The sequence below is a fragment of the Sphingomonas longa genome, from assembly GCF_016892685.1.
Classification (GTDB): Bacteria; Pseudomonadota; Alphaproteobacteria; order Sphingomonadales; family Sphingomonadaceae; genus Sphingomonas; species Sphingomonas longa.
This window is the reverse complement of the sequence record NZ_JAFEMC010000003.1, coordinates 526,677-546,461: the sequence shown is the minus strand read 5'-3', so window position 1 is coordinate 546,461 and position 19,785 is coordinate 526,677. Positions and strand designations below refer to the sequence as shown.

Here is a 19,785-nt window from a genome sequence, read left to right as displayed (position 1 = left end):
AGACGGCGAGGGGCCGAAGACGGCGAGACCCCAGAGACGGCGAGAGGATGGACGATGGACGAACTGGGCGACCGCACCGTCCGGCGCGTGATGACGCGGCTGATCCCGCTGCTCGGCCTGATCTACATGGTCGCCTATATCGACCGCCAGAACGTGTCCTACGCCAAGTTGCAGATGGTCGGCGACCTGGGGCTGAGCGAGGCCGCCTATGGGCTCGGTGCAGCGCTGTTCTTCATCGGCTATTGCCTGTTCGAGATCCCGAGCAACCTCGTCCTCGAACGCGTCGGCGCGCGGCTGTGGTTCGCGCGAATCATGGCGAGCTGGGGCGTCGTCACGCTGCTGCTCGCCTTTACGCCGAACAAGACCATGTTCTACGTGCTGCGCTTCCTGCTCGGCGTGGCGGAGGCGGGGTTCTTCCCCGGCGTGCTGTATGCCCTGACCCTTTGGTTCCCGCAGGCGCACCGCGCGCGCGCGATCGGCCTGTTCATGGTCGCCAGCGCCTTCGCCAACGCAGTCGGCGCCGCGATCGGCGGCATGCTGCTCGACCTCGACGGCTCGCTGGGTCTGCGCGGGTGGCAGTGGGTGTTCCTCGCCACCGGGGTTCCGGCTCTGCTGCTGGTGCCCGCGGTCCTGCGCTGGCTGCCGCGCGGGCCGGAGGACGCGCCGTGGATGCCGGCGGCGGAGAAGGCTTGGCTGGCGGAGACGCTGGCGGCGGAACGCGCCGCGGCGGGGATCGTCGCGCACGGCAACCCGTTACGCGCCCTCGCAGATCTGCGCGTGCTGATGCTGTGCGGTGCATATCTCGGCTTCCCGCTGGCCGCCTACGGCCTCAGCTACTGGCTCCCGACGATCGTGAAGGGCTTCGGCGTGTCGAATACCGTCAACGGCTTCCTCAACGTCATCCCGTGGCTGCTCGTCGCGCTCGCGCTGTGGTGGGTGCCGCGCCACGCCGCGCGCTTCGCCGACCCGCGCTGGCACATCGTCGGTCCGGCACTGATCGGGGCGGTCTGCCTCGTCGCGAGCGTGATCGTCCCCGGCGCGGTGCTGAAGTTCGCGCTGCTGTGCATCGCCGCACCGGCGATCTTCTCCGGCCAGCCGGTGTTCTGGACCCTTCCGCCGCGCTTCCTGTCCGGGGCGGGCGCCGCCGCCGGGTTCGCGGCGATCAACTCGGTCGGCAACCTCGGCGGTTTCATCGCGCAGACGGTGGTGCCCCGCATCCGTGACGATACCGGCAGCGATCTGGCACCGATGCTGTTCCTGGCGCTGTGCCTGCTCCTGGCCGGTGCCGCCGTGCTGCTGGTCGAACGCCGCCTGCCCCGCTCCCAACGCGGCTGAGCCCCCCTACGGCCGCCGGTGACGAGACAGGAACGCCCACAGCGCCTCGTTGTCGACCACCCACTCATGCCCCCGCCCCACGGACACGCGCGCGACCACTTCGCTGTCGCCGCGACAGTCGGCGTAGCGCTCCTCATAGATCCCCGGCGACACCCAGCGCGTCGTCGGCACCACGGTACAGCCGTCGAGCTGTGCCCAGCGCTGCTCCGCCGCGTGCATCGTGTACTGCCAGTATCCTGCGCCCCCGCCCTCGATGGGATTGGTCGTGTCCTTGTCGCCCGCGAATGCCATCACCGCGACCGGCGTGCGCGGCTGGCAGGTGGCCGGATCGGGCCGCGTCGGATCGGATGCCAGCGGATTGCCGGCCCGCAGCCCCACGACCGGAGCGATCGCCGCGAACCGCTCCGGCACGACGCAGCCCAGCCAGGACACCATTCGCCCGCCACCCGACAGTCCGGTGACATAGACGCGCCGCGGATCGACGCAGCCCGCGGCCGCCAGGGCATCGATCAGGCCGGTGAGATAGGCGACATCGTCGCGGTCGCCCGGACCGGGGACCGTCCCCTCCACCGTCGGCACGCCGGGGATGTTCCACACGAAGCCGCTCTTCGCGGCGATGCCGCCGTCCGGGTAGGCGAGCAGAAAACCGTGCCGATCCGCCGTCTCTGCCAGACCGGAGCTTTGCAGCATCTGCGCACCGGTCCCGGTGCTGCCGTGCAGCAGGATGACGAGCGGCGCCGGCCTTGCTCCCGTCCAGCCGGCGGGGACATGCACGTCCACCGGCGCGACATCCGGCCTCGGCGAGAAGCGACCCGCGCCCCCCGGTCCCAGCGGGCACGCCGCGGCTCCGGTCGCGATGGATCCCAGAAGCGCGGCGAACATCCAGATTGCGAGGCGGCGCAGCGATACTTTTGTCATGAAAGCATGATGCTGGCGACCACGCCCGATCGTCAATCGCGACGCCTCATGACCGGACGTAGAACAGATGCGTGCCGATCCGCGCAACCTTGACGAGGGAGTCGCGCCAATAGGGTACCATCCAGTCTGTGTGGTAATGCGTCGCCCGCCCGACCTCCGGGTAGACGCGCCCCGACAGCGCCCGCCGCGCCTCCCGCCGTGCATTGGCCCAGCCAGCATGGATCGTCCGCCGCCGGATCGATCCGTCGCAGGTGAAGGAGAACTGGCAGCCGGTGATCCGCGACGACCCCTGATACACGACGCCGCACACCGTCTTCGGAAAGCCCCGCGCACCGACGCGGTTCAGCACGACCTGCATCACCGCCCGCTGCCCTCGCCGGTCGTCGCCTGCTTCGTAAAGCGCGGCGGTGGCGAGACATTCGGCCGCCTGCTCGCGCGCTGCCGGGCCACCACGGAACCGAAAGCGTGCCGCGCGCCGCAAACGGCTATAGACGGTCGGCACCTTCGCGTTCGACGCCCGCGCCGCCGCCATCGACATCGGCTTCGCCACGTTCGGCGGCGCGACCGTCAGAGGTAACGACCCGATCCAGGTCGCCGCGACGATGACAGCCGCGACGACACCCAGCAGCAGGAACCAGCGGCGTTGCGACGCAGTCCGCCGCCGCGCCGTTCGCCTGCTGGCGCCGGTTCTGCGCGTGGCCGATTTACGCCGTGTGCTGGGTCCTCGCCGTTGCGCCATGTCGGGCCTTTAGCGGAGCCGCGCGATGGGATCAGCACCCGATCATGCGACCAGCCGGCGTGCGGTGCGTTGCTGCCTCGACGACAGCGTACAGGAGAGCATGATGATCGATCCCAGAGCCACGGATACCGACACCACGAACGAAGCCGCCCCGGAAGGCTTCGGCGACCTGCCGATCCAGCCCACCGGTTCGGGCGTCGCAGATCTGGAGATCGCGTACGAGCAGATGCGCCTGTCCGAAGATGCCGACGCGGATGTTGCCGCCCTAAACGAAGACTTGGGCCCCGCTACCGTGCCGACCGAAAGTGGCGACGCCGCCACCGAAAGCGCAGCCCACCCGAGCTGATCGACATGACGGAAACCGTTATCAGCCCCAGCGGCCCTGGCGCGATCGAAACCGGCCTGATGATCGACGAGACGGGCACGCGCTTCGTCGTGCTGACCTTCAAGGAACCGGGTGCCGACCCGGTTCTGGTCACCTTCACCGTTCCGATCTTCGAAAATTTCTACCGCCATCTCGGTCGAACGGCAGAGGCGGCGGTAGACGAGGAGAGTTGGCGCGTGCCGGACTGACGACCAGTGACCTAGCAACGCGGCTTATGACCGCGGCTTCAGCCAGCCGTGCATGTCCATCCAGCGGGCGAACTCCTCGAACCAGCCGGTGCTGGTCGTCGTCTTCGGGTACATGCCGAACCCATGGCCGCCCTGCTCGAACAGGTGAAACTCCACCGGAGCCTTCGCAGTCCGCCAGCTATCGACCAAGCCGAAGCCGCCATTGCCGAAGAACGGGTCATCCGACGCCAGTGCCACGAACAGCGGCGGCGCACCGGCTGGTACCGTTACCGCCGCCAGTGGCCCGTAGATGTTGCCGATGAAGGCCGGCTTGGCATCGTTGCCGGACAGCGCCGTCGCCATCGTCAGCATCGCGCCGGCGGAGAAGCCGACCATACCCACGCGGGCCGGATCGACGTGCCACTCCCCGGCGCGACGACGGATCAGCACGAAGGCGGCGCGCGCATCGGCGATCTGCGGCGCGATGCCGGCCATCGCGTCGCGCGGGTTCGGCCGCGGCGGGCGTGCGGTGGCCGAGAACATCGCCGTCATCGACGCCTCGAACCCCTTCATGTCTTCCGGCGTCGGGTTCAGCCGGTACTTCAGCACGAACGCCGCGACGCCCTTCGCCGCCAGCGCCCGCGCCACGTCCCACCCCTCGTTCTCCATCGACAACGTCCGGAAACCACCACCGGGCGCGACGACCACGGCAGTGCCGGTAGCCTTGGCAGGATCCGGAAGGAACGGTGTCAGTGTCGCGACGGTAACGTTGCGCGCGAAGACGCTGCCATATTGGCGGTGCCACGCTTCGGGCGCAGTCGCGCCCGGCAGCTTGCCGGTGTCGAGGGGTATCGCGGTCGGCTGCGCCGGGACCGGGATCACGACCATCTTGTCGTCCTGCGCCAGGGCCGGGGCTGCGGCGCAGGCCGCCGCTATCAGGCCAACTTGCACGGGTCGCAGACTATGGAACATGGCTCGTGCCACGAGTCGCCGCATCATCTCCGCTCTCCCTATATGATATTATCCATTCAGCTTAGCGGTAGCGCTATCACCGTACAATACTGTCGGTTGACGAAGATCGGCCGTCCAATAGCAGCCGATTTTCCACTCACGTTGGTTCACGATCATCCCACCGGAGCCAACGCTGTCGGACGTCGCGTGACCGTACCGCATGACGCCGCGGCGGTGACCGCAGACAGCACGGAGGCGGCGGAATAATCAAGATCGCACGTCGCTTGAACATCGCTGACGACATCCAACACATTGATAATGCAAGTTATATAACGGAACCCTCAGCATGGCGGAGGGTTGCTCCGGTTTCGATCCCCGAGCGCAGGATAGCCCGATGAGCGACGCACCCCATATCTACGGCACCCCCGAACCAGACGACAAGCAGGGCAACGCCACCCGCGATGTCGCCACCGGCGACCAGCGCGCGGAGGAGCCGGGATACGACCACGCGCTGAACCTCGATGGCGGCACCTTCGTCGTCGTGGAGGAAACGTCGGGCGTCGCCTATGCGGAGGCCACACGCGACATCGGCGGCGGTGGCGGCGCGGCTACCGAGGTCGAGGCGGACGCCCTCCGCGATCAAGCCGACCAAACGACGCGCTCCGAGGGTCTGAGCCGCACGGTGGCAATCGGTGCCGCGGTCGGGGTCGGTGCGGGCCTGCTCGCCAATCTGTTGCGCAAGGCGGTGGTGCAGGCCCCGTCCGTGCTGGCGGGCAGCTGGGATAAGGCACTGGCGGCGGAACACCGCGCGGCCCTGGCGATCTTCGACCAGATCGAGGCGACCGGCGAAGACGAGGTGGCGAAGCGCACCACCCTGCTGACGACGCTGAAGCACGCGATCGGCAAGCACGCGTTCCAGGAGGAGAACAGCATTTACGCGATGATGCGCGACCTGGAGATGGCGGAGGCGGCCGATCACCTGAATCACGAACACGGCTATGTGAAACAGTATTTCTTCGATCTCGGCGAGATGCCGCGCGATGACCCCGCGTGGCTATCGAAGGTGAAGGAGTTTCGCGCGATGATCGAGTCGCACATGCGCGAAGAGGAGGACGAACTGTTTCCGCGCATGCGCCGCACGCTGGACGAGGCGCAGAACCGCCACCTGACGAAGCTGATGCACCGCGAGGGGCTGAAGCTGGCCTGATCGAGGGAGGCGAAGATGGGCGAGAATGCACCCGGCGATACGATCCTGATGAACGTCCTGATCGCCATCGCCGCCAGTCTGGTGCTGCTGGTGATCGGCATCGCGTTGCGTAAGCGCGGCCGGCTCGCGTCGCGCGGCGCGGCGATGCTGTGGGCGGTGCTCACGATCCTGCCGCTGTTCGGGGCCGGCGCGCTGATGTTCGTGCGCCACACCGCGGACATGGCGTCCGGCCAGACGCGATCGGGCGTCGACCAGCTCCCCCAAGGCGCACTGACGCCGACGCGACAAGGGCGGAGTGCGTGATCGCCCTCCGCCCTCACCCTGTTGCGACGACAGGCGTTATTCCGGCTCGTCCATCCGGCGGATCACCAGCCCCACGGCGGCGATGCGCTCGACATCGACATAGCCGAGCTGATCCAGGTCCTCGCTGAAGATATCCGGATCGAGTTCGCGATATTCCATGCCCAGCCCGGTCGCCGGCAGCCGTTCCCGCAGTGCGTCGAGCAGCACGTCGCGTCCCCCGACGATCGACACGCCGGTGTGCAGGATCAGGCGACCGCCGGGCGCGAGCAGGTCGATGGCCTGCAATACCCATTCCAGCGACAGCCGCGCGCCGTACAGGTCGCCACCGTCGCGATACGCGCGCTGCCCCCCGTCGATCATGAACGGCGGGTGCGTGACGATCAGGTCGTAATGGCCGGGCACGTCCCGTGGCTGTTGCGCGTGGACGGTACCGTGGTCGATACCGGCGAATTCGGCGTTGATGCTCGCGAGGAACAGCGCCTTGGGGTTGATGTCGGCCAGCGTCAGATGCGGCTCCCGCGTTTCCCGCGCCGCGACGATCCCGCCGACCCCGGCCCCCGCGCCGTAATCGAGGATGCGATGCGCCGAGGGCAGCAGCCGCGCCGCGATCCACTGGGCGAACCGGTAACTGTCGGGACCGAGAAACACCGAGTCGTGATCGGTCGTCGGATACGCGGAATGCAGGAACAGCGTCCCCTCCACCGCCGACACGCGCAGCAGCGCGGCCAAGCGCCCGTTCTCCACCTCCGCCAGCATCCCGGCGGCGTCGAGCGCGTCGAACATCTCCGTGTCGAGCAGGTCGCGCTCGAACGGCAGGCTCCAACCGAGCACGTCGCGCAGATTGCTCGCGACTCGCCGTGTCGGCCGCTTGACGACGCGCGCATGCGTCGCCGGAGTCGCGGTGACGAAGGTGTACCCGCGCGCCGCGAGCAACCGCAGCACGGCCAGCAGCGCGGCCCTCCTCTCCGGGGAGAACCAGCCGTCGCGATCAGCGGCTTCCACCAGTTCGTCGGTCGGCTTAACTAACGTCAACATACTGTAATCCTGCGATTTATCTCGCGGAAATAATGAGGGCGACGGCAGCCGGTTCCCCCCTCTGACCTGGGTTACGCACTTCGCGGCAAGGCTCGACACGCCGCCCGCCGGATGCGACGAAATCCGCCGTCGGCTGATGGCGATCAATGCGTTGTGCCAGCGAAGGGAGGACACTCCCGCATCAGAACGATCGAAAGTGTCCGACGTGAAACAGACCTACGCTCCCATGCCGACGCACGCGCCCGACCGCGCGTTGCGGCGCGACCGGTTGGACGGCACGCGCGTGGCGATCGCCGTCGCCAATGACTACCGCGCCGCCTATCTCGGCAACGCCATCGTTGCGTCTGGCGGACGTGTCGCCGGCGTTGCCGCCGATGTCGCGGAACTGGAAACGCTGCTCGACCGGCACGCTCCGGCGGCGTTGATCGTCAACCACGAACTGCCCGGTCGCGGTCTGTCCACTGCGCTCGATGCCGCGATCGACCGCGGCGTGCGCGTGGTGGTCGTCGGCCCCGCCCGGCTCGACAGTGGCAGCCCGCTGCACCGGCACGCGTGCATGCTGGACCCCTGCGCCGGGTTTCAGGTCGTGGAGGCGGTCGTCGAGGCGCTGGATGTTGGCGCGGACGAGGCGGCGAGTTCCGCACGGGCATTCTGGCCGGTAGGGAACGGTCGCCGGGTTACTTTATAAGCACCGCCGCCACGGCCTCTATTTCAGCCTCCGCCCCCGCCATCCCAACTTTTGCCGTCACTCCAGCGGAAGCTGGGGTCTCCCTGTGGTAGCGGACAGCGCCGCCTCAGGAGACCCCAGCTTCCGCTGGGGTGAGGGGGGGGGGGGTGGACTGACTGTCCTCACCCTCTAAATCGTCAGCCCCACGAAGATCGCTCCCGTCCGCGCCTTGTCCTGCGCGATGTCGAATGCTTCGTTGATGCGGTCGAGCGGGAAGCGGTGGGTGATCAGCTTTTGCGTCTGGAGTTTGCCGCGCGCGACCAGTTCAAGCACCTCCGCCTGCTCGGGATAGATGTCGTGGAACGCGAAGCTGGCACTGGGGATCAGCGTGATCTCCGACATCTGGATACGCTGCCACTCCAGCGGGATCCTCGTCTCGCCATCCTCGAACCCGCCGACGATCACGACCTTGCCGCCGCGCCGCACCAGCTTCGTCGCGAGCGGCAGCGTCGTCGGCATTTCCTCGCCGCCGACGCATTCGAAGACGATGTCGGCGCCGCGCCCTCCCGTCATCGCAATCACCGCCGCGACCGGGTCCGCGCTCGACGAGTCGACCGCATGATCGGCACCCAACTCGCGCGCGACGGCCAGCGAGTGATCGACCGTGTCGACGATCAGCACGTCCGCACCGCCCGCCTTGGCGAGCATCGCCTGCCCCAGCCCGATCGGACCCGCGCCGACGATCGCGACCTTGGCGTTGACCGTCAGTCCCGACAGGTGATGCGCGTGCAGGCACACCGCATAAGTGTCGAGCAGCGACGCATCGTCGAACCCGATCGCGTCGGGCAGGCGATAGAATTTGTGCGCCGGCCCGACGACATATTCGGCATAGGCGCGCGACACGCTGGCGCGGCGCGTGGCGTACAGGCCCGGACAGCGGTTATACTGGCGCACGCGGCACCATTCGCAATGGCCGCAGCCGAGTACCGATTCGATCAGCACCCGGTCGCCGACCGCGACGTTCGTCACGTCGGCCCCGACCTCGACCACCTCGCCCGCGAGTTCGTGGCCCATGATGCAGCAGGCGAGATGCTCGTCCGGCTTCTTCCAGTGGCGCAGGTCGGTGCCGCAGATGCCGGCCATGCGGACGCGCGCCTTGACCCAATCGGCCGCGGGCAGCACCGGCTCCTCGACATCCTCGATCGTGAAGCGACCGTCATCGGTCTTCAGCGCGGCTTTCATGCGGACAAAACTCCCAGAAAACAGGCAGCCGGCACGTCGGCGCGGGCAGTGGACGACTGCGGCAGTCCATCGGCATCCAGCGGCAGGAGGGTGACGCCGCCTGCCTGTTCGTGAGCGACGAGCAGATGATCGTCGGACAGCAGCAGGAATCGCGGCGACTGGCCACCGGTCGGGGTGTGCCCCAGCGGCGTGACGTTGCCGACCGCGTCGAGGGCGAAGGTCGCGACGCTGTCGTGGCCGCGGTTGCTGGCGTAGAGGCGCGTGCCCTCCGCGTTGAGCGCGATCGCGCCGCCCAGGCTCTCCGTCTGCGTTCCCGCCGGTAGCATCGAAAAGCTGCGTTCGGCGGTCAGCCCGCCGCCGCTGACCCGCAGCACCGTCAGCGTCGACGCGAGTTCGCTCAAAAGATACGCCATCGGTCGCGTCGGGTGAAACACCAATTGCCGCGGTCCCGATCCAGAAGGGGCGACATGGGCGAGCGTCGCCTCCCCCAGCACGCCGCCCTGCGGATGAAATTTCAGGATGCGGTCGATGCCCAGGTCGACGACGTACAGCACATCGTTCGGCCCGAACCCGACCCAGTGCGCGTGCGGACCGGCCTGACGCTCCGGGTTCGGTCCGCTCCCTGCGTTGCGGTGGATCGACGGCGCGCCGAGCGGTCGGTTCGTCTCCGGATCCAGCCGGAACAGCGCGACCACGCCGTCGCCGTAATTGGCCACCGCGAGCAGATCCCCCGCCCCCGACAGCGCGAGGTGGCAGGGGTCGACGCCCCCCGATGCGAACGATGCCAGCGACAGCCACCCGGATGTCGCGTCGAGCAGATGGATGTGCGCCGCCGCCTCGTCGACCACGAACCAGCGGCCGCTGCCGGGCAGCGCCACGCCCGCGGACACGTTGACGACCGGCGCGACCGGATCGCCGACCCGGAGCACGCCGTCCGCCGTCGGTTCCAGCGGATAGAGCCCGCGTGCGCCCGGTCCTGCATAGCCGCCTGCGATCAGTCTCGTCATCATCGTTCCGCTATATCCGTTCACGCTGCCGGCGCTGTCGACGCCACCCCTACCCCACCGAACGCGCCGCGAAATAAATCAGGTTACCTCCGACTCCCGCGTCGCCTTCGCCTGTTGCGCCCGGCGGAGGCGCGTGCGCAGGCGGGCGTCGCGCAGCAGCGTTCCCGGCAAGTCGGTGGCGGCGCGCAGGCCGGCGACGGTGGAGATGTTACGGATCGTGCGCCGCGTCTCGACCAGCAACTGGCCGACCATCGCCCGCCGCTCGATCTCGCCGCGCTCCTCGACCAGCGACAGGCGGTGGATCGCATACAGGCCGATCATCCCGGCGATCAGGAAGTAGAAATCCCAATGCGTCAGCGTGATCGGCAGGGCGAACACGCCGCCCGGCCCGGTCCAGCGCGCGATCAGTTCGATCTTCCGCGCCGCGAATACGTCGGCGAGCAGGCCGCCGACGATCGGTGCCGCCCCCGCCGCGACGGCGGTGACCATCGCGTTGGCGGCGACATAGGCGGTCGCAGACCCCTTGGGCGACAGTTTCAGCGCGATGTTGGTGCTGGTCAGCGTCACCCCCGCGATCGATGCGCCCATGACGACGTGGAGCAGCACCAGCCACAGCTTCACGATCTCGCGCGAGCCGAATTGCGATGCGCCGATCATCGCGACGATCGCGACGATGTAGGTCGGGGCGCACACCGCCAGCACCGACTTGTTCGCATAGCGGTCGCTCAGCGTTCCCCAGGTCCGCAGCGCGAGGATGTTGGCGATCTGGCTCAGCACGCTGAGCAGCACCACGAAGCTGAGATCGAAGCGCAGTTGCCGGACGATGAAGATCGTAAAGAACGGCGTCGCGAAGTTGATCGCGAACTGCCAGCTGGCGACGAACACCAGCAGCCGCCGGAAATTGCCGTCGCGCAGCGGCTGGCGGACCAGCTCGCCGACATTAACCGGGCCGGGCGCGGGCGGCATCAGCGGTTCCGGCATGCAAGCCACCAGCCGCGCGCTGATGAGGCCGGTGACGCAACCCGCACCGAACATCGCCGCGAACACCCAGTCGCGTGCGGACGAGCCCGGCGCGGTACGGTCCAGCGCCAGTGCCGCGACCAGCCCCAGCACGACGCTGATCGCGGTCAGCCACGCGGTGCGCCGGGCGAACACCTGTCCCAGCCGGTCCTCGGGCGCGAGGTCGCGCATCCACGCGTTCCACGCACACGCGCCGATCGCGCCGAGCCCGCACAGCACGACCTGCGCCGCGAGGAAGATCAGCAGCGGGCCGGTGCCCACGAAGAACGCCAGCACCGCCATCACCGCCAGCATCGCCCGTCCGATCAGGCTGGTGCCGACCGAGATCGCCTTGCGATTGCGCCACCGCTCCACCAGCCCGATCGCGGGAAGCTGCAATAACTGCGCGAGGAACGGGGCACTCGCCAGCACGCCGATCATCACGTTCGACGCGCCGAGGTGCAGGGCGAACGCGGTCAGGATCACGCCGGTGGTCAACGCCGCCGTACCGCCGGAAAAGGCGGCCTCCCGAACGAGCAGGGTCAAACCGCGCTCCCGGTCTTCGGGCGTGACGAGCGCTTGCGGGGCCAGCGACAGCATGCACGGACCAACGATTTGATTTTGCTGAGGTTTCTAAACATCGGACACACCGTTCAAGGTTCCGGCGCATCGCCTCCGTCTGGATGTCAGAAGATATCCGAAGGGGAATTTCCGTGTACCGCCTGCTCCTCGCCTCCGCCGCGCCGCTCGCCCTGATCGCCGCGACCTCCGTTACCGCCCAGACCAGCATCGCCACCAAGCAGACGACGCCGGTCCGCACCTCCACCGTCAAGGCGGGCGCCGCGGACACTATCAGCATCACCTCGGCCGGCAGCATCGTGCCCACCGGCGGCGTCGCGGTGACGATCGACAGCAACAACAATGTCGCCAATGCCGGCACGATCCAGATCACCGACGCGAACGGTGCGACCGGCATCCTGGCGCAGGCCGGCGTGCGCGGCGACATCTCGAACAGCGGCAAGATCATCGTCGACGAGACCTATACCGCCACCGACGCGGACAAGGACGGCGACCTCGACGGCCCGTTCGCTCAGGGCTCCGTGCGCACCGGCATCCGCACCGCGGGCGCGTTCACCGGCGCCATCTCCAACACCGGCGAGATCACCGTCGAGGGCAATGATTCCGCCGGGATCTATCTTGGCGGACCGCTGACCGGCGCGGTGACGCACAGCGGCAAGACCAACGTGCTGGGCGACCGCAGCGTCGGCGTCCGTACCGAAAACGTGTCCGGCGCCGTCACGCTGGGGGGCACGATCACCGCGACCGGCCGCGATGCGGTGGGCGCACGGCTGGACGGCAACATCGGCGGCGCGCTGGTCGTCGAGGGGCTGATCGGCAGCACCGGCTACCGGTCGACCACCGCGCCCGCCGACGTGTCGAAGCTGGATGCGGACGACCTGTTGCAGGGCGGATCGGCGCTGATCGTCGCGGGCGACGTGGCGGGCGGCATCACGCTGTCGAACGCCACCGGCAAGGTCGGCGACATCGTCACCTACGGCGCGGCACCGGCGTTCCAGATCGGCTCCGCCACGCGGGCGGTGACGATCGGCGCGGTCGCCGGCACGCCCGCGCCCAACGCCGGCCTGATCGTCAACGGGCGCGTGACCGGCAACGGCATCTATAGTGGCGTGACCGCCACGGCGCTGGCGATCGGCGGGCTCGGCGGCAATGTCACGATCGCGCAGGGTCTCGCGGTCGGCGGCACGGTGCAGGCGACCGCGGTCGGCGCGTCCGCCACCGCGATCCGCTTCGGCGCGGGCGCGTCCACGCCGGAACTGCGCGTCGGCGGCACCGTCACGGCGACGGGCGGCGGGGTTGCCGATACGCGCTCGGCGGCGATCCTGATCGACAGCGGCGCAACGGTGCCGACGATCCGCAACACCGGCTCGATCCGCGCGTCCGCGACGGGGGCGACCGCGGTCGCGATCCTCGATCGCACCGGTGGCGTGACCCTGGTGGAGAATAGCGGCACGATCGGTGCGGCGGGGGCGGACGCCACCCGTTCCGTCGCGATCGACCTTTCCGCGAACACCGCGGGCGCGACCGTTCGCCAGATCGCCGTCACCGGCCAGACCGCCGCCCCGGCCATCTCCGGCGCGGTCCGGTTCGGATCGGGCAACGACCGTCTCGACCTTCAGGCCGGATCGGTGTCGGGCGACGTATCGTTCGGCGGCGGCAGCAACCGACTGGAAATGACGAACGCCAGCATCTTCGCGGGCACCGCGACCTTCGGCAGCGGTGCGGACACGCTGGCGATCGGCGGCACCGGCCGGTTCGACGGCATCGCCGATTTCGCGGGCGGCGGCGCGGACGTGCTCGCAATCACCGGCAAGGGCGTCTTTGCCGGCCGACTGACGAACGCCGCGAACCTGGCGGTCACCGTCGCATCCGGCGGCGGCACGTTCGGGGCGACGGGCGGGGCGACGATCGGGTCGCTGACGCTGGGCGACCAGTCAGTGCTGAGCGTCGCGCTCGACAAGGCGAACCCCACGGGCAACCTGATCGTCGTGAACGGCGCGACGACGATCGGCGCGAACAGCCAGCTGGCGCTGCGCGTGACGGGCGGCACCGACATCACCGGCCGCTACGTCGTGCTGCGGTCCGGCACCCTGACCGGCGCGACCAACCTGACGCTGGCGAGCACGGCGGTGCCGTTCCTGTACAAGGGCGCGATCGTCGCCAGCGCCCCGAACGAGATTGCGGTGGAGGTCGCGCGCAAGGCCCGGACCGAGCTTGGCCTGAACGCCGCCGGCACCAGCGCGTTCGACGCGATCGACACCGCGATCGGCAGCGACGCGAAGGTCGGCGCGGCGATCCGCGGCCTCTATGACGGCGCGGCGTTCCGGGCCGCGATCGACCAGATGCTGCCCAATTATGCCGGGGGCGTGTTCGAAAGCGTGACGCTGGCGTCGCGCGCCGCCGCCGGGCAGTTGCGCGATCCCGCGGGGTCGTTCGCGGAGGAAGGCCGCTGGGGCATGTGGCTCGCCCCCGTCGGCTGGGACTCGTCGAAGGGGGCGCGCAGCACCACCAGCTACGACGTACGCGGCTGGGGCATGAGCGGGGGGCTGGAGCGCAAATCGCAGATGGGCAACATCGGCGTCTCGTTCGCCTATCTGCGCGGTCGCGACAACGAGGGCGTGGCGGTCAACCGCGTCAACCACAGCCAGTACGAACTGGCAGGACACTGGCGCGGCCATTGGGGCGGGTTTGCCGCGCAGGTCCGCGGCTCCGCCGCCTTCCTGTCGTTCGACGCGGTGCGCCAATTCGACGACGCGATCGGATCGGAAGCGGTGCAGCGCCGGGCGGATTCCGACTGGAACGGCATGCTCTATTCCGGCTCCGGCTCCGTGTCGTACGAGCATGTCGTCGGCCAGTTCAGCCTGCGGCCGATCGTCGCCCTGGAATATTACAAGCTGAACGAGGACGCGTACCGGGAAACCGGCGGCGGCACCGCGTACGACCTGACCGTGCGCAAGCGCAGCAGCGACGAACTGGCGGTCACGGCGACCTTGGCGGCGGGCATCAACTTCGGTGGCGACGATCGCTATTCGCAGTGGAGCCGGATCGAGGTCGAAGGCGGCCGGCGCGAACGCATCTCGGGCGCGATCGGTCGCACCACCGCCAGCTTCGGCAGCGGCACGGCCTTTACGCTCGATCCGGAAGAGCGCGGCGGCGGCTGGACCGGGCGGGTCCGCGCGATCACCGGCACCACCGAAGTCCGCCTGAGCGGCGAAGTCGGTGCCGAACAGCGCTTCGGCGACGTGGCGCTGACCGCGCGCGCCGCCCTGCAATTCGCCTTCTAGGCGAATTCCCGCGTGCCCAGCCCCCGCACGCGTGGCGAACCGGCGCTCCACCCGCCCCACGGGTGGAGCGCCTTTCCGCATGCCCGCGCATCGGCTAGACGAGCCGTCTTCCGTCCCATTCGACCGGTCATCATCATGCCGCCCCCCGGACCTGCCCCCGCGCCCCACGCGGGATTAGAGGCCGTATTCTTGGCCAATCGCGACAAGCTGGTGCGATTCCTGCTGGCGCGCGGGGCGGGCGATGCGGCGGAGGATCTCGCGCACGACGTATGGCTGAAGGTGGCGGGGCGGGCGGACGGGCCGATCGGCAATCCGCTGGCGTATCTGTACCGTGCGGCGGACACGCTGATGATCGATCGCTACCGCGCGCGCCGACAGGCGGAGGCGCGCGATCAGGCGTGGAGCGACCGTCACGCGCAGGAACAGCCGGCCGCCGACCGCAGCGTCGCGGCGCGTCAGGAAGCGGGCGAAGTCGCGGCGCTGCTGACGACGCTGGGCTCGCGCCGGGAGGCGGTGTTCCGGCGCGTGCGGATCGACGGCGCGGCGCAGCGAGAGGTGGCGGCGGAACTGGGCGTCAGCCTGAGCACCGTCGAGAGCGACCTGCGGATCGCCAGCCGCGCTCTGGCCGACCTGAAGGAGCGGTTACGATGAACGACGACTCTACCCCGCTCGATGACGAAGCCTTCGGCTGGGCGTTGCGGATGGAGGGGCCGGACGCCGACTGGGACGCGTTCACGCTGTGGCTGGAGCATGATGCCTCGCGGTCCGAGCGGTACGACCGGGCGGTCGCCGCGCTGCACGATTTCACGGCGGATGTCGCGGCGCTGTCGCCGGTGACGGTTCCGGCAAGCGATCTGATTGCGGCGAACGACGACATGCCCGCGCGCCGGTACACCCGACGCTGGATCGGTGGCGCCCTCGCAGCGGTGCTCGCCGGCGCGATCGGACTGGGCGTGTGGACCGAGACACCACGCCCTTATGCGGTCGAAACCGCACCGGGCGAGCAGCGCATCGTCGCGCTGGCGGACGGCAGCAGCATCGTGCTGGCCGGCGGATCGAAGGTGCGGCTCGACCACAATGCGCCGCGCGTGGCGATGGTCGAGCGTGGCGAGATGCTGTTCCGCATTCGCCACGACGCCGCGCATCCGTTCGCGGTCGGCGTCGGCGACCTGACGCTGGTCGATCTCGGCACCGTATTCGACGTGAAGACGGACGCGCAGCGCACCCGCGTCTCGGTGGCGGAGGGCGCGGTGATGATCGATCCGGACGGCGCGGCGCTACCCCTCGATCCCGGTCAGGCGGTGGTCGCCGAGGGCGACTCGCTGCGGCGGCTGGCGGTGGAACCGGGCGATGTCGGGGCGTGGCAAGAGGGGCGACTGGCGTTCGACGGCGTGCCGCTGGACGAGGTCGCGGCCGACCTGTCGCGCCAGCTCGGTCAGCCGGTCCGCGCCGCGCCCGCCGTCGCGCGGCGCACGTTCCGCGGGACGCTCGACGTGCAGGCGCTGAAACGGCGGCCGGCGCTGCTCGGCCAGTTGCTCGACGTGACGGTGCGGCAGGACGCGGACGGGTGGACGCTGGAACCGCATCCGTGATCCGCACCGCGGTCGCGGCCGCCGTCACGCTCGTTGCGGCTCCGGCTGCGGCCGAGAGCATGTCGCTCGACCTGCCGGGCGGCAGCGTCGGGCAGCAGGTCGTGGCGCTCGGCCGGATTGCGCGGGTCAGCGTCGTCGTGCCGGAGCCGCGGTTGTGGGCGCAGCGGGTGCCGGCCTTGCGCGGGCGGTGGACGCCGGCTGCCGCACTGGCGCTGATCGCCCGGCGTGCCGATGCCGAACTGGTGGCGATCGGCCCGGGAAGCTGGCGGCTGGTGCCCCGCCGCCCCGCCATGCGACCCGCTCGCGTGGCCGTGCGCCGGGCGGCTCCCCGGCCGGACATAGCCTCCGATCAAGGCGGCGATATCGTCGTCACCGCCAGCAAGCGTGGTACCACGCGCGACAATTTCGCGGGGCAGTTCGCGCGCGTCACCGGCAGCGAGCTGGAGTTCGGCGGCGCGGGCGGCACCGACCGGCTGGCGAACCGGCTGACCAGCGTCGCCTCCACCTATCTGGGCGCGGGCCGCAACAAGCTGTTCATCCGCGGCATCGCCGATTCCAGCTTCACCGGCCCGACCCAGGCGACGGTGGGCCAGTATTTCGGCGACCTGCGCCTGAGCTACAACGCGCCCGATCCCGATCTGCGCCTGTCCGACCTGGCGGCGGTGGAGGTGCTGGAGGGGCCGCAGGGGACGCTGTACGGTGCGGGATCGCTCGGCGGTCTGATCCGGCTGGTGCCGAACGCGCCCGACCCGACGCGCTTCGGCGGCTCCGCGACGGTGGGCGGATCGGTGACGCAGCACGGGGCGCCCGGCGCGGACACGCAACTGGTCGCGAACGTGCCGCTGGTCGCGGACCGGCTCGCCATCCGCCTCGTCGCCAACGCCTCAACCGAAGGCGGGTATATCGACAAGCCGCTGCTCGACCGCACCGACGTCAACCGCACCCGCATCGAGGGCGGTCGCGCCGCCGCTCGTATCGACCTGTCCAGCGACTGGAGCGTGGAGCTGATCGGCATCGGTCAGCGCATCCGCGGCGCCGACAGCCAATATGCCGATCGCGGCGACCCGCCACTGACCCGTGCGGCACCGGTGACGGAGGGGTTCAGCGCCGATTTTGGGCAGGCGCAGCTCGTCGTGTCGGGGCGGCTCGGCACGGTGCATGTCCGCTCGACCAGCGGCGTCACCGCGCACGACCTGATGGAACGCTACGACGCGACAGCGCCGGACTCGCCGGTGCGGCTGTTCGCGCAGGCGAACCGCACGCGCATGCAGGCGAACGAGACGCGGCTGTGGTCGTCCGCCCCCGACGGATCGGGCTGGCTGGCGGGGTTCAGCTACATCCACAACCGCACCCGCCTGACCCGCCTGTTCGGCGCACCCGGCGCACTGGAGCCGACGACCGGCGTCGTGAATTCGATCCGGGAGGCGACGCTGTACGGCGAGACCAGCGTGCGGCTGCTCCCCGGCCTGCTGACCACCGCCGGGCTGCGCGTCACGCGTTCGGTGCTGGACGGCGCAGGCGAGGACATCGCCGCACGAGTGCCGGTCGCGCTGTTGGCGATGAGCGCACGCCGCAAGCAGACGATCGTCCTGCCGTCCGCCGCGGCCTTGGTCGACCTGACCCCGCGCCTGCAGATGTTCGCGCGCTATCAACAGGGATTCCGGCCCGGCGGACTGGCGATCGAGAGCGACTTCGTGCGCCGGTTCCAGAACGACCGCGTCGCGACGATCGAGGCGGGGCTGCGCACCGGGCGCGCCGGATCGGACCGGTTCGACGGATCGCTGACGCTCGCGCACACCGCATGGCGAGACATCCAGGCGGACTTCATCGACGGATCGGGCCTGCCCAGCACCGCGAATATCGGCAACGGCCGGTTGTGGACGATCGAGGGCACGCTCGGCGCACGCGTCAGCGACGGCCTGCGGGTGGAGGCGGCGCTGTCCTATAACAACGGCCGGATCGATGAACCGTCCGCGGTGCGGCTGTTCGATCTGGTCGGCAGCTTCACGATCGATCCCGCCGCCGCCCGCGCACAGGTCGCCGCGCGGCTGAGCCAGATCCCGAACACCGCGCGCGTCACCGCTCGCACCGGCGCGGTCTACACGCGGGACCTGGGGTCGTCGGCCGACCTGAAGGTGGACGGGTGGCTGCGCTATGTCGGATCGTCGCGGCTCGGCGTCGGGCCGGTGCTCGGCCAGCTCCAGGGCAGCTATCTCGACAGCGGCATCACCGCGCGCATCGGGCTGGGTGCGATCGGGATCAGCGCGGGCGTGACGAACCTGACGAACGAGCGCGGCAACCGCTTCGCGCTCGGCACGCCGTTCACCACCGGCCGCGATCAGGCCACGCCGCTGCGGCCCCGGACGGTCCGGCTAGGGCTCGACGCGGCATTCTAGATATCGCCAAGCCCCGCCGCCTCGCGATCGTCGCGGCCGAGTTCGACGAAGCGGTTGAGCAGCCACGACGCCGCCGGGCCGGGCGGCGTGTCGCGTCGCCAGACCCCGGCGAAGCGATAGATACCGCCGGGATGATCGGGCATCGCCAATTGCTTGAGCGTGCCCGCGACCAGATCGGGCTGGATCAGCGGCAGCGGCATGTTGCCCCACCCGATTCCCTCCCGCAGCAACGCATGCTTCGCCCCCAGATCGGCGAGCCGCCACGTCCGCGTGCTCATCACCGAAAAGTCCTGCCCCTCGGTCAGCGGCGACCGATCGGTCAGCACGAGCTGCGTGAAGTTGCGGCCCGCACCCGGCGGGATCCGCTCCATCCGCGCCAGCTCGTGATCGGGCGCGGCGACCGGCACCAGCGCGACCGATCCGGCGGAGTTGCAGTCGACTCCCTCCACCCCCGCCGCGAGCGGGCCGGAGATGCCGACCACCGCCTTGCCGTCCAGCACCAGCGCGGTGACCGCCCCCAGCGCCTCGACATGCAGGCGCAGCGCAACCGTGGGATAGGCGACCGCGAACTCACGCAGGATGCGCCCCAGCCGCTCCGCCGGCAGCATCACGTCGACGGCCAGATTGACCTCCGCCTCCAGCCCTTCCAGCAGGCCCTTCACCTTGGCGCGGAGTTCGTCGATCCCGTGCGCGATCCCGCGCGCCTCCGATAGCACGGCGCGGCCGGCCACGGTCAGCTGCGGCTTGCGGGTTCCCTCCCGGTCGAACAGGCGCAGCCCAAGCTGATCCTCCAGATTGCCGATACCGTAGCTGACGACGGAGACCGCCCGGTTCAGCCGTCGGCCCGCCGCGGCGAAGCTGCCCGCCTCCACCACCGCCAGAAATACGCGCAACTGATCGAGCGTCGGCGTGCCCGGACCTGACATTACAACTTCCTCGAACATTCGGTTTCACTTTATCCCACTGATCGATCATGTCG

At 69.6% G+C, this 19,785-nt stretch carries 18 protein-coding genes; 10 read left to right on the top strand and 8 right to left on the bottom strand.

The window, feature by feature from the left end; translation table 11 throughout:
- Positions 1–54 precede the first annotated feature (54 nt).
- Positions 55–1,335: an MFS transporter gene (locus ILT43_RS12660; protein ID WP_204199323.1), complete on the top strand. Its 1,281-nt coding sequence runs from the start codon at positions 55–57 to the stop codon at positions 1,333–1,335.
- A gap of 6 nt (positions 1,336–1,341) precedes the next feature.
- Here ILT43_RS12660 and ILT43_RS12655 read toward each other — a convergent pair whose 3' ends face one another.
- Together ILT43_RS12655 and ILT43_RS12650 are read right to left on the bottom strand one after the other, a co-directional pair.
- Positions 1,342–2,253, bottom strand: coding sequence for a CE1 family esterase (locus ILT43_RS12655; protein ID WP_204199322.1), 912 nt, complete (start codon positions 2,251–2,253; stop codon positions 1,342–1,344).
- A 46-nt stretch (positions 2,254–2,299) separates the two neighbouring features.
- On the bottom strand, positions 2,300–2,992 hold the full coding sequence (locus ILT43_RS12650; RefSeq protein ID WP_204199321.1) for a cell wall hydrolase: 693 nt from the start codon (positions 2,990–2,992) through the stop codon (positions 2,300–2,302).
- A 100-nt stretch (positions 2,993–3,092) separates the two neighbouring features.
- Here ILT43_RS12650 and ILT43_RS12645 point away from each other — a divergent pair, with 100 nt between their 5' ends.
- Both ILT43_RS12645 and ILT43_RS12640 read left to right on the top strand, forming a co-directional pair.
- Positions 3,093–3,338 (top strand): hypothetical protein, encoded by a 246-nt coding sequence (locus tag ILT43_RS12645; protein WP_204199320.1) that lies wholly within the window; start codon positions 3,093–3,095, stop codon positions 3,336–3,338.
- A gap of 5 nt (positions 3,339–3,343) precedes the next feature.
- Entirely contained in the window at positions 3,344–3,565 is a 222-nt protein-coding gene (locus ILT43_RS12640; protein WP_204199319.1) for a hypothetical protein, read from the top strand.
- A 24-nt stretch (positions 3,566–3,589) separates the two neighbouring features.
- On the opposite strand, the gene ILT43_RS12635 is transcribed toward ILT43_RS12640, so the two are convergent.
- Positions 3,590–4,516 (bottom strand): alpha/beta hydrolase, encoded by a 927-nt coding sequence (locus ILT43_RS12635; protein WP_239474568.1) that lies wholly within the window; start codon positions 4,514–4,516, stop codon positions 3,590–3,592.
- Between the two features lie 373 nt (positions 4,517–4,889).
- Here ILT43_RS12635 and ILT43_RS12630 point away from each other — a divergent pair, with 373 nt between their 5' ends.
- Together ILT43_RS12630 and ILT43_RS12625 are read left to right on the top strand one after the other, a co-directional pair.
- Complete coding sequence (locus ILT43_RS12630) at positions 4,890–5,702, top strand: hemerythrin domain-containing protein (RefSeq protein ID WP_204199317.1); 813 nt, start codon at positions 4,890–4,892, stop codon at positions 5,700–5,702.
- A 15-nt stretch (positions 5,703–5,717) separates the two neighbouring features.
- Positions 5,718–6,005: a hypothetical protein gene (locus ILT43_RS12625; protein WP_204199316.1), complete on the top strand. Its 288-nt coding sequence runs from the start codon at positions 5,718–5,720 to the stop codon at positions 6,003–6,005.
- Positions 6,006–6,041: 36 nt separating this feature from the next.
- Here ILT43_RS12625 and ILT43_RS12620 read toward each other — a convergent pair whose 3' ends face one another.
- Positions 6,042–7,040 (bottom strand): methyltransferase, encoded by a 999-nt coding sequence (locus ILT43_RS12620; protein WP_204199315.1) that lies wholly within the window; start codon positions 7,038–7,040, stop codon positions 6,042–6,044.
- A 205-nt stretch (positions 7,041–7,245) separates the two neighbouring features.
- Between ILT43_RS12620 and ILT43_RS12615 the strand changes: the two genes are divergently transcribed.
- Complete coding sequence (locus ILT43_RS12615; RefSeq protein ID WP_204199314.1) at positions 7,246–7,728, top strand: ANTAR domain-containing protein; 483 nt, start codon at positions 7,246–7,248, stop codon at positions 7,726–7,728.
- A gap of 168 nt (positions 7,729–7,896) precedes the next feature.
- Here ILT43_RS12615 and ILT43_RS12610 read toward each other — a convergent pair whose 3' ends face one another.
- From ILT43_RS12610 to ILT43_RS12600, 3 genes are all read right to left on the bottom strand, one after another.
- Positions 7,897–8,949: a zinc-dependent alcohol dehydrogenase gene (locus tag ILT43_RS12610; protein WP_204199313.1), complete on the bottom strand. Its 1,053-nt coding sequence runs from the start codon at positions 8,947–8,949 to the stop codon at positions 7,897–7,899.
- Positions 8,946–9,959, bottom strand: coding sequence for a lactonase family protein (locus tag ILT43_RS12605; protein ID WP_204199312.1), 1,014 nt, complete (start codon positions 9,957–9,959; stop codon positions 8,946–8,948). The genes ILT43_RS12610 and ILT43_RS12605 overlap by 4 nt, the downstream gene beginning before the upstream one ends.
- A 75-nt stretch (positions 9,960–10,034) precedes the next feature.
- Entirely contained in the window at positions 10,035–11,555 is a 1,521-nt protein-coding gene (locus ILT43_RS12600; RefSeq protein ID WP_204199311.1) for an MFS transporter, read from the bottom strand.
- Positions 11,556–11,668: 113 nt separating this feature from the next.
- Here ILT43_RS12600 and ILT43_RS12595 point away from each other — a divergent pair, with 113 nt between their 5' ends.
- The 4 genes from ILT43_RS12595 to ILT43_RS12580 all read left to right on the top strand — a co-directional run bounded on the left by ILT43_RS12595 (position 11,669) and on the right by ILT43_RS12580 (position 18,806).
- A complete protein-coding gene (locus ILT43_RS12595; RefSeq protein WP_204199310.1) occupies positions 11,669–14,818 on the top strand; it encodes an autotransporter domain-containing protein in 3,150 nt (1,049 codons plus the stop codon).
- A gap of 189 nt (positions 14,819–15,007) precedes the next feature.
- Positions 15,008–15,469 carry a sigma-70 family RNA polymerase sigma factor gene (locus ILT43_RS12590; protein WP_204199309.1) on the top strand — a complete coding sequence of 154 codons (462 nt, stop codon included), beginning with the start codon at positions 15,008–15,010 and terminating at the stop codon, positions 15,467–15,469.
- Entirely contained in the window at positions 15,466–16,410 is a 945-nt protein-coding gene (locus ILT43_RS12585) for a FecR family protein (RefSeq protein ID WP_204199308.1), read from the top strand. Before ILT43_RS12590 ends, ILT43_RS12585 begins: the two co-directional genes overlap by 4 nt.
- Positions 16,407–18,806 (top strand): TonB-dependent receptor domain-containing protein, encoded by a 2,400-nt coding sequence (locus ILT43_RS12580; protein ID WP_204199307.1) that lies wholly within the window; start codon positions 16,407–16,409, stop codon positions 18,804–18,806. Before ILT43_RS12585 ends, ILT43_RS12580 begins: the two co-directional genes overlap by 4 nt.
- Here the strand turns inward: ILT43_RS12580 and ILT43_RS12575 are convergent.
- Complete coding sequence (locus ILT43_RS12575) at positions 18,803–19,732, bottom strand: LysR family transcriptional regulator (protein ID WP_204199306.1); 930 nt, start codon at positions 19,730–19,732, stop codon at positions 18,803–18,805. The genes ILT43_RS12580 and ILT43_RS12575 overlap by 4 nt on opposite strands.
- Positions 19,733–19,785: the final 53 nt, after the last annotated feature.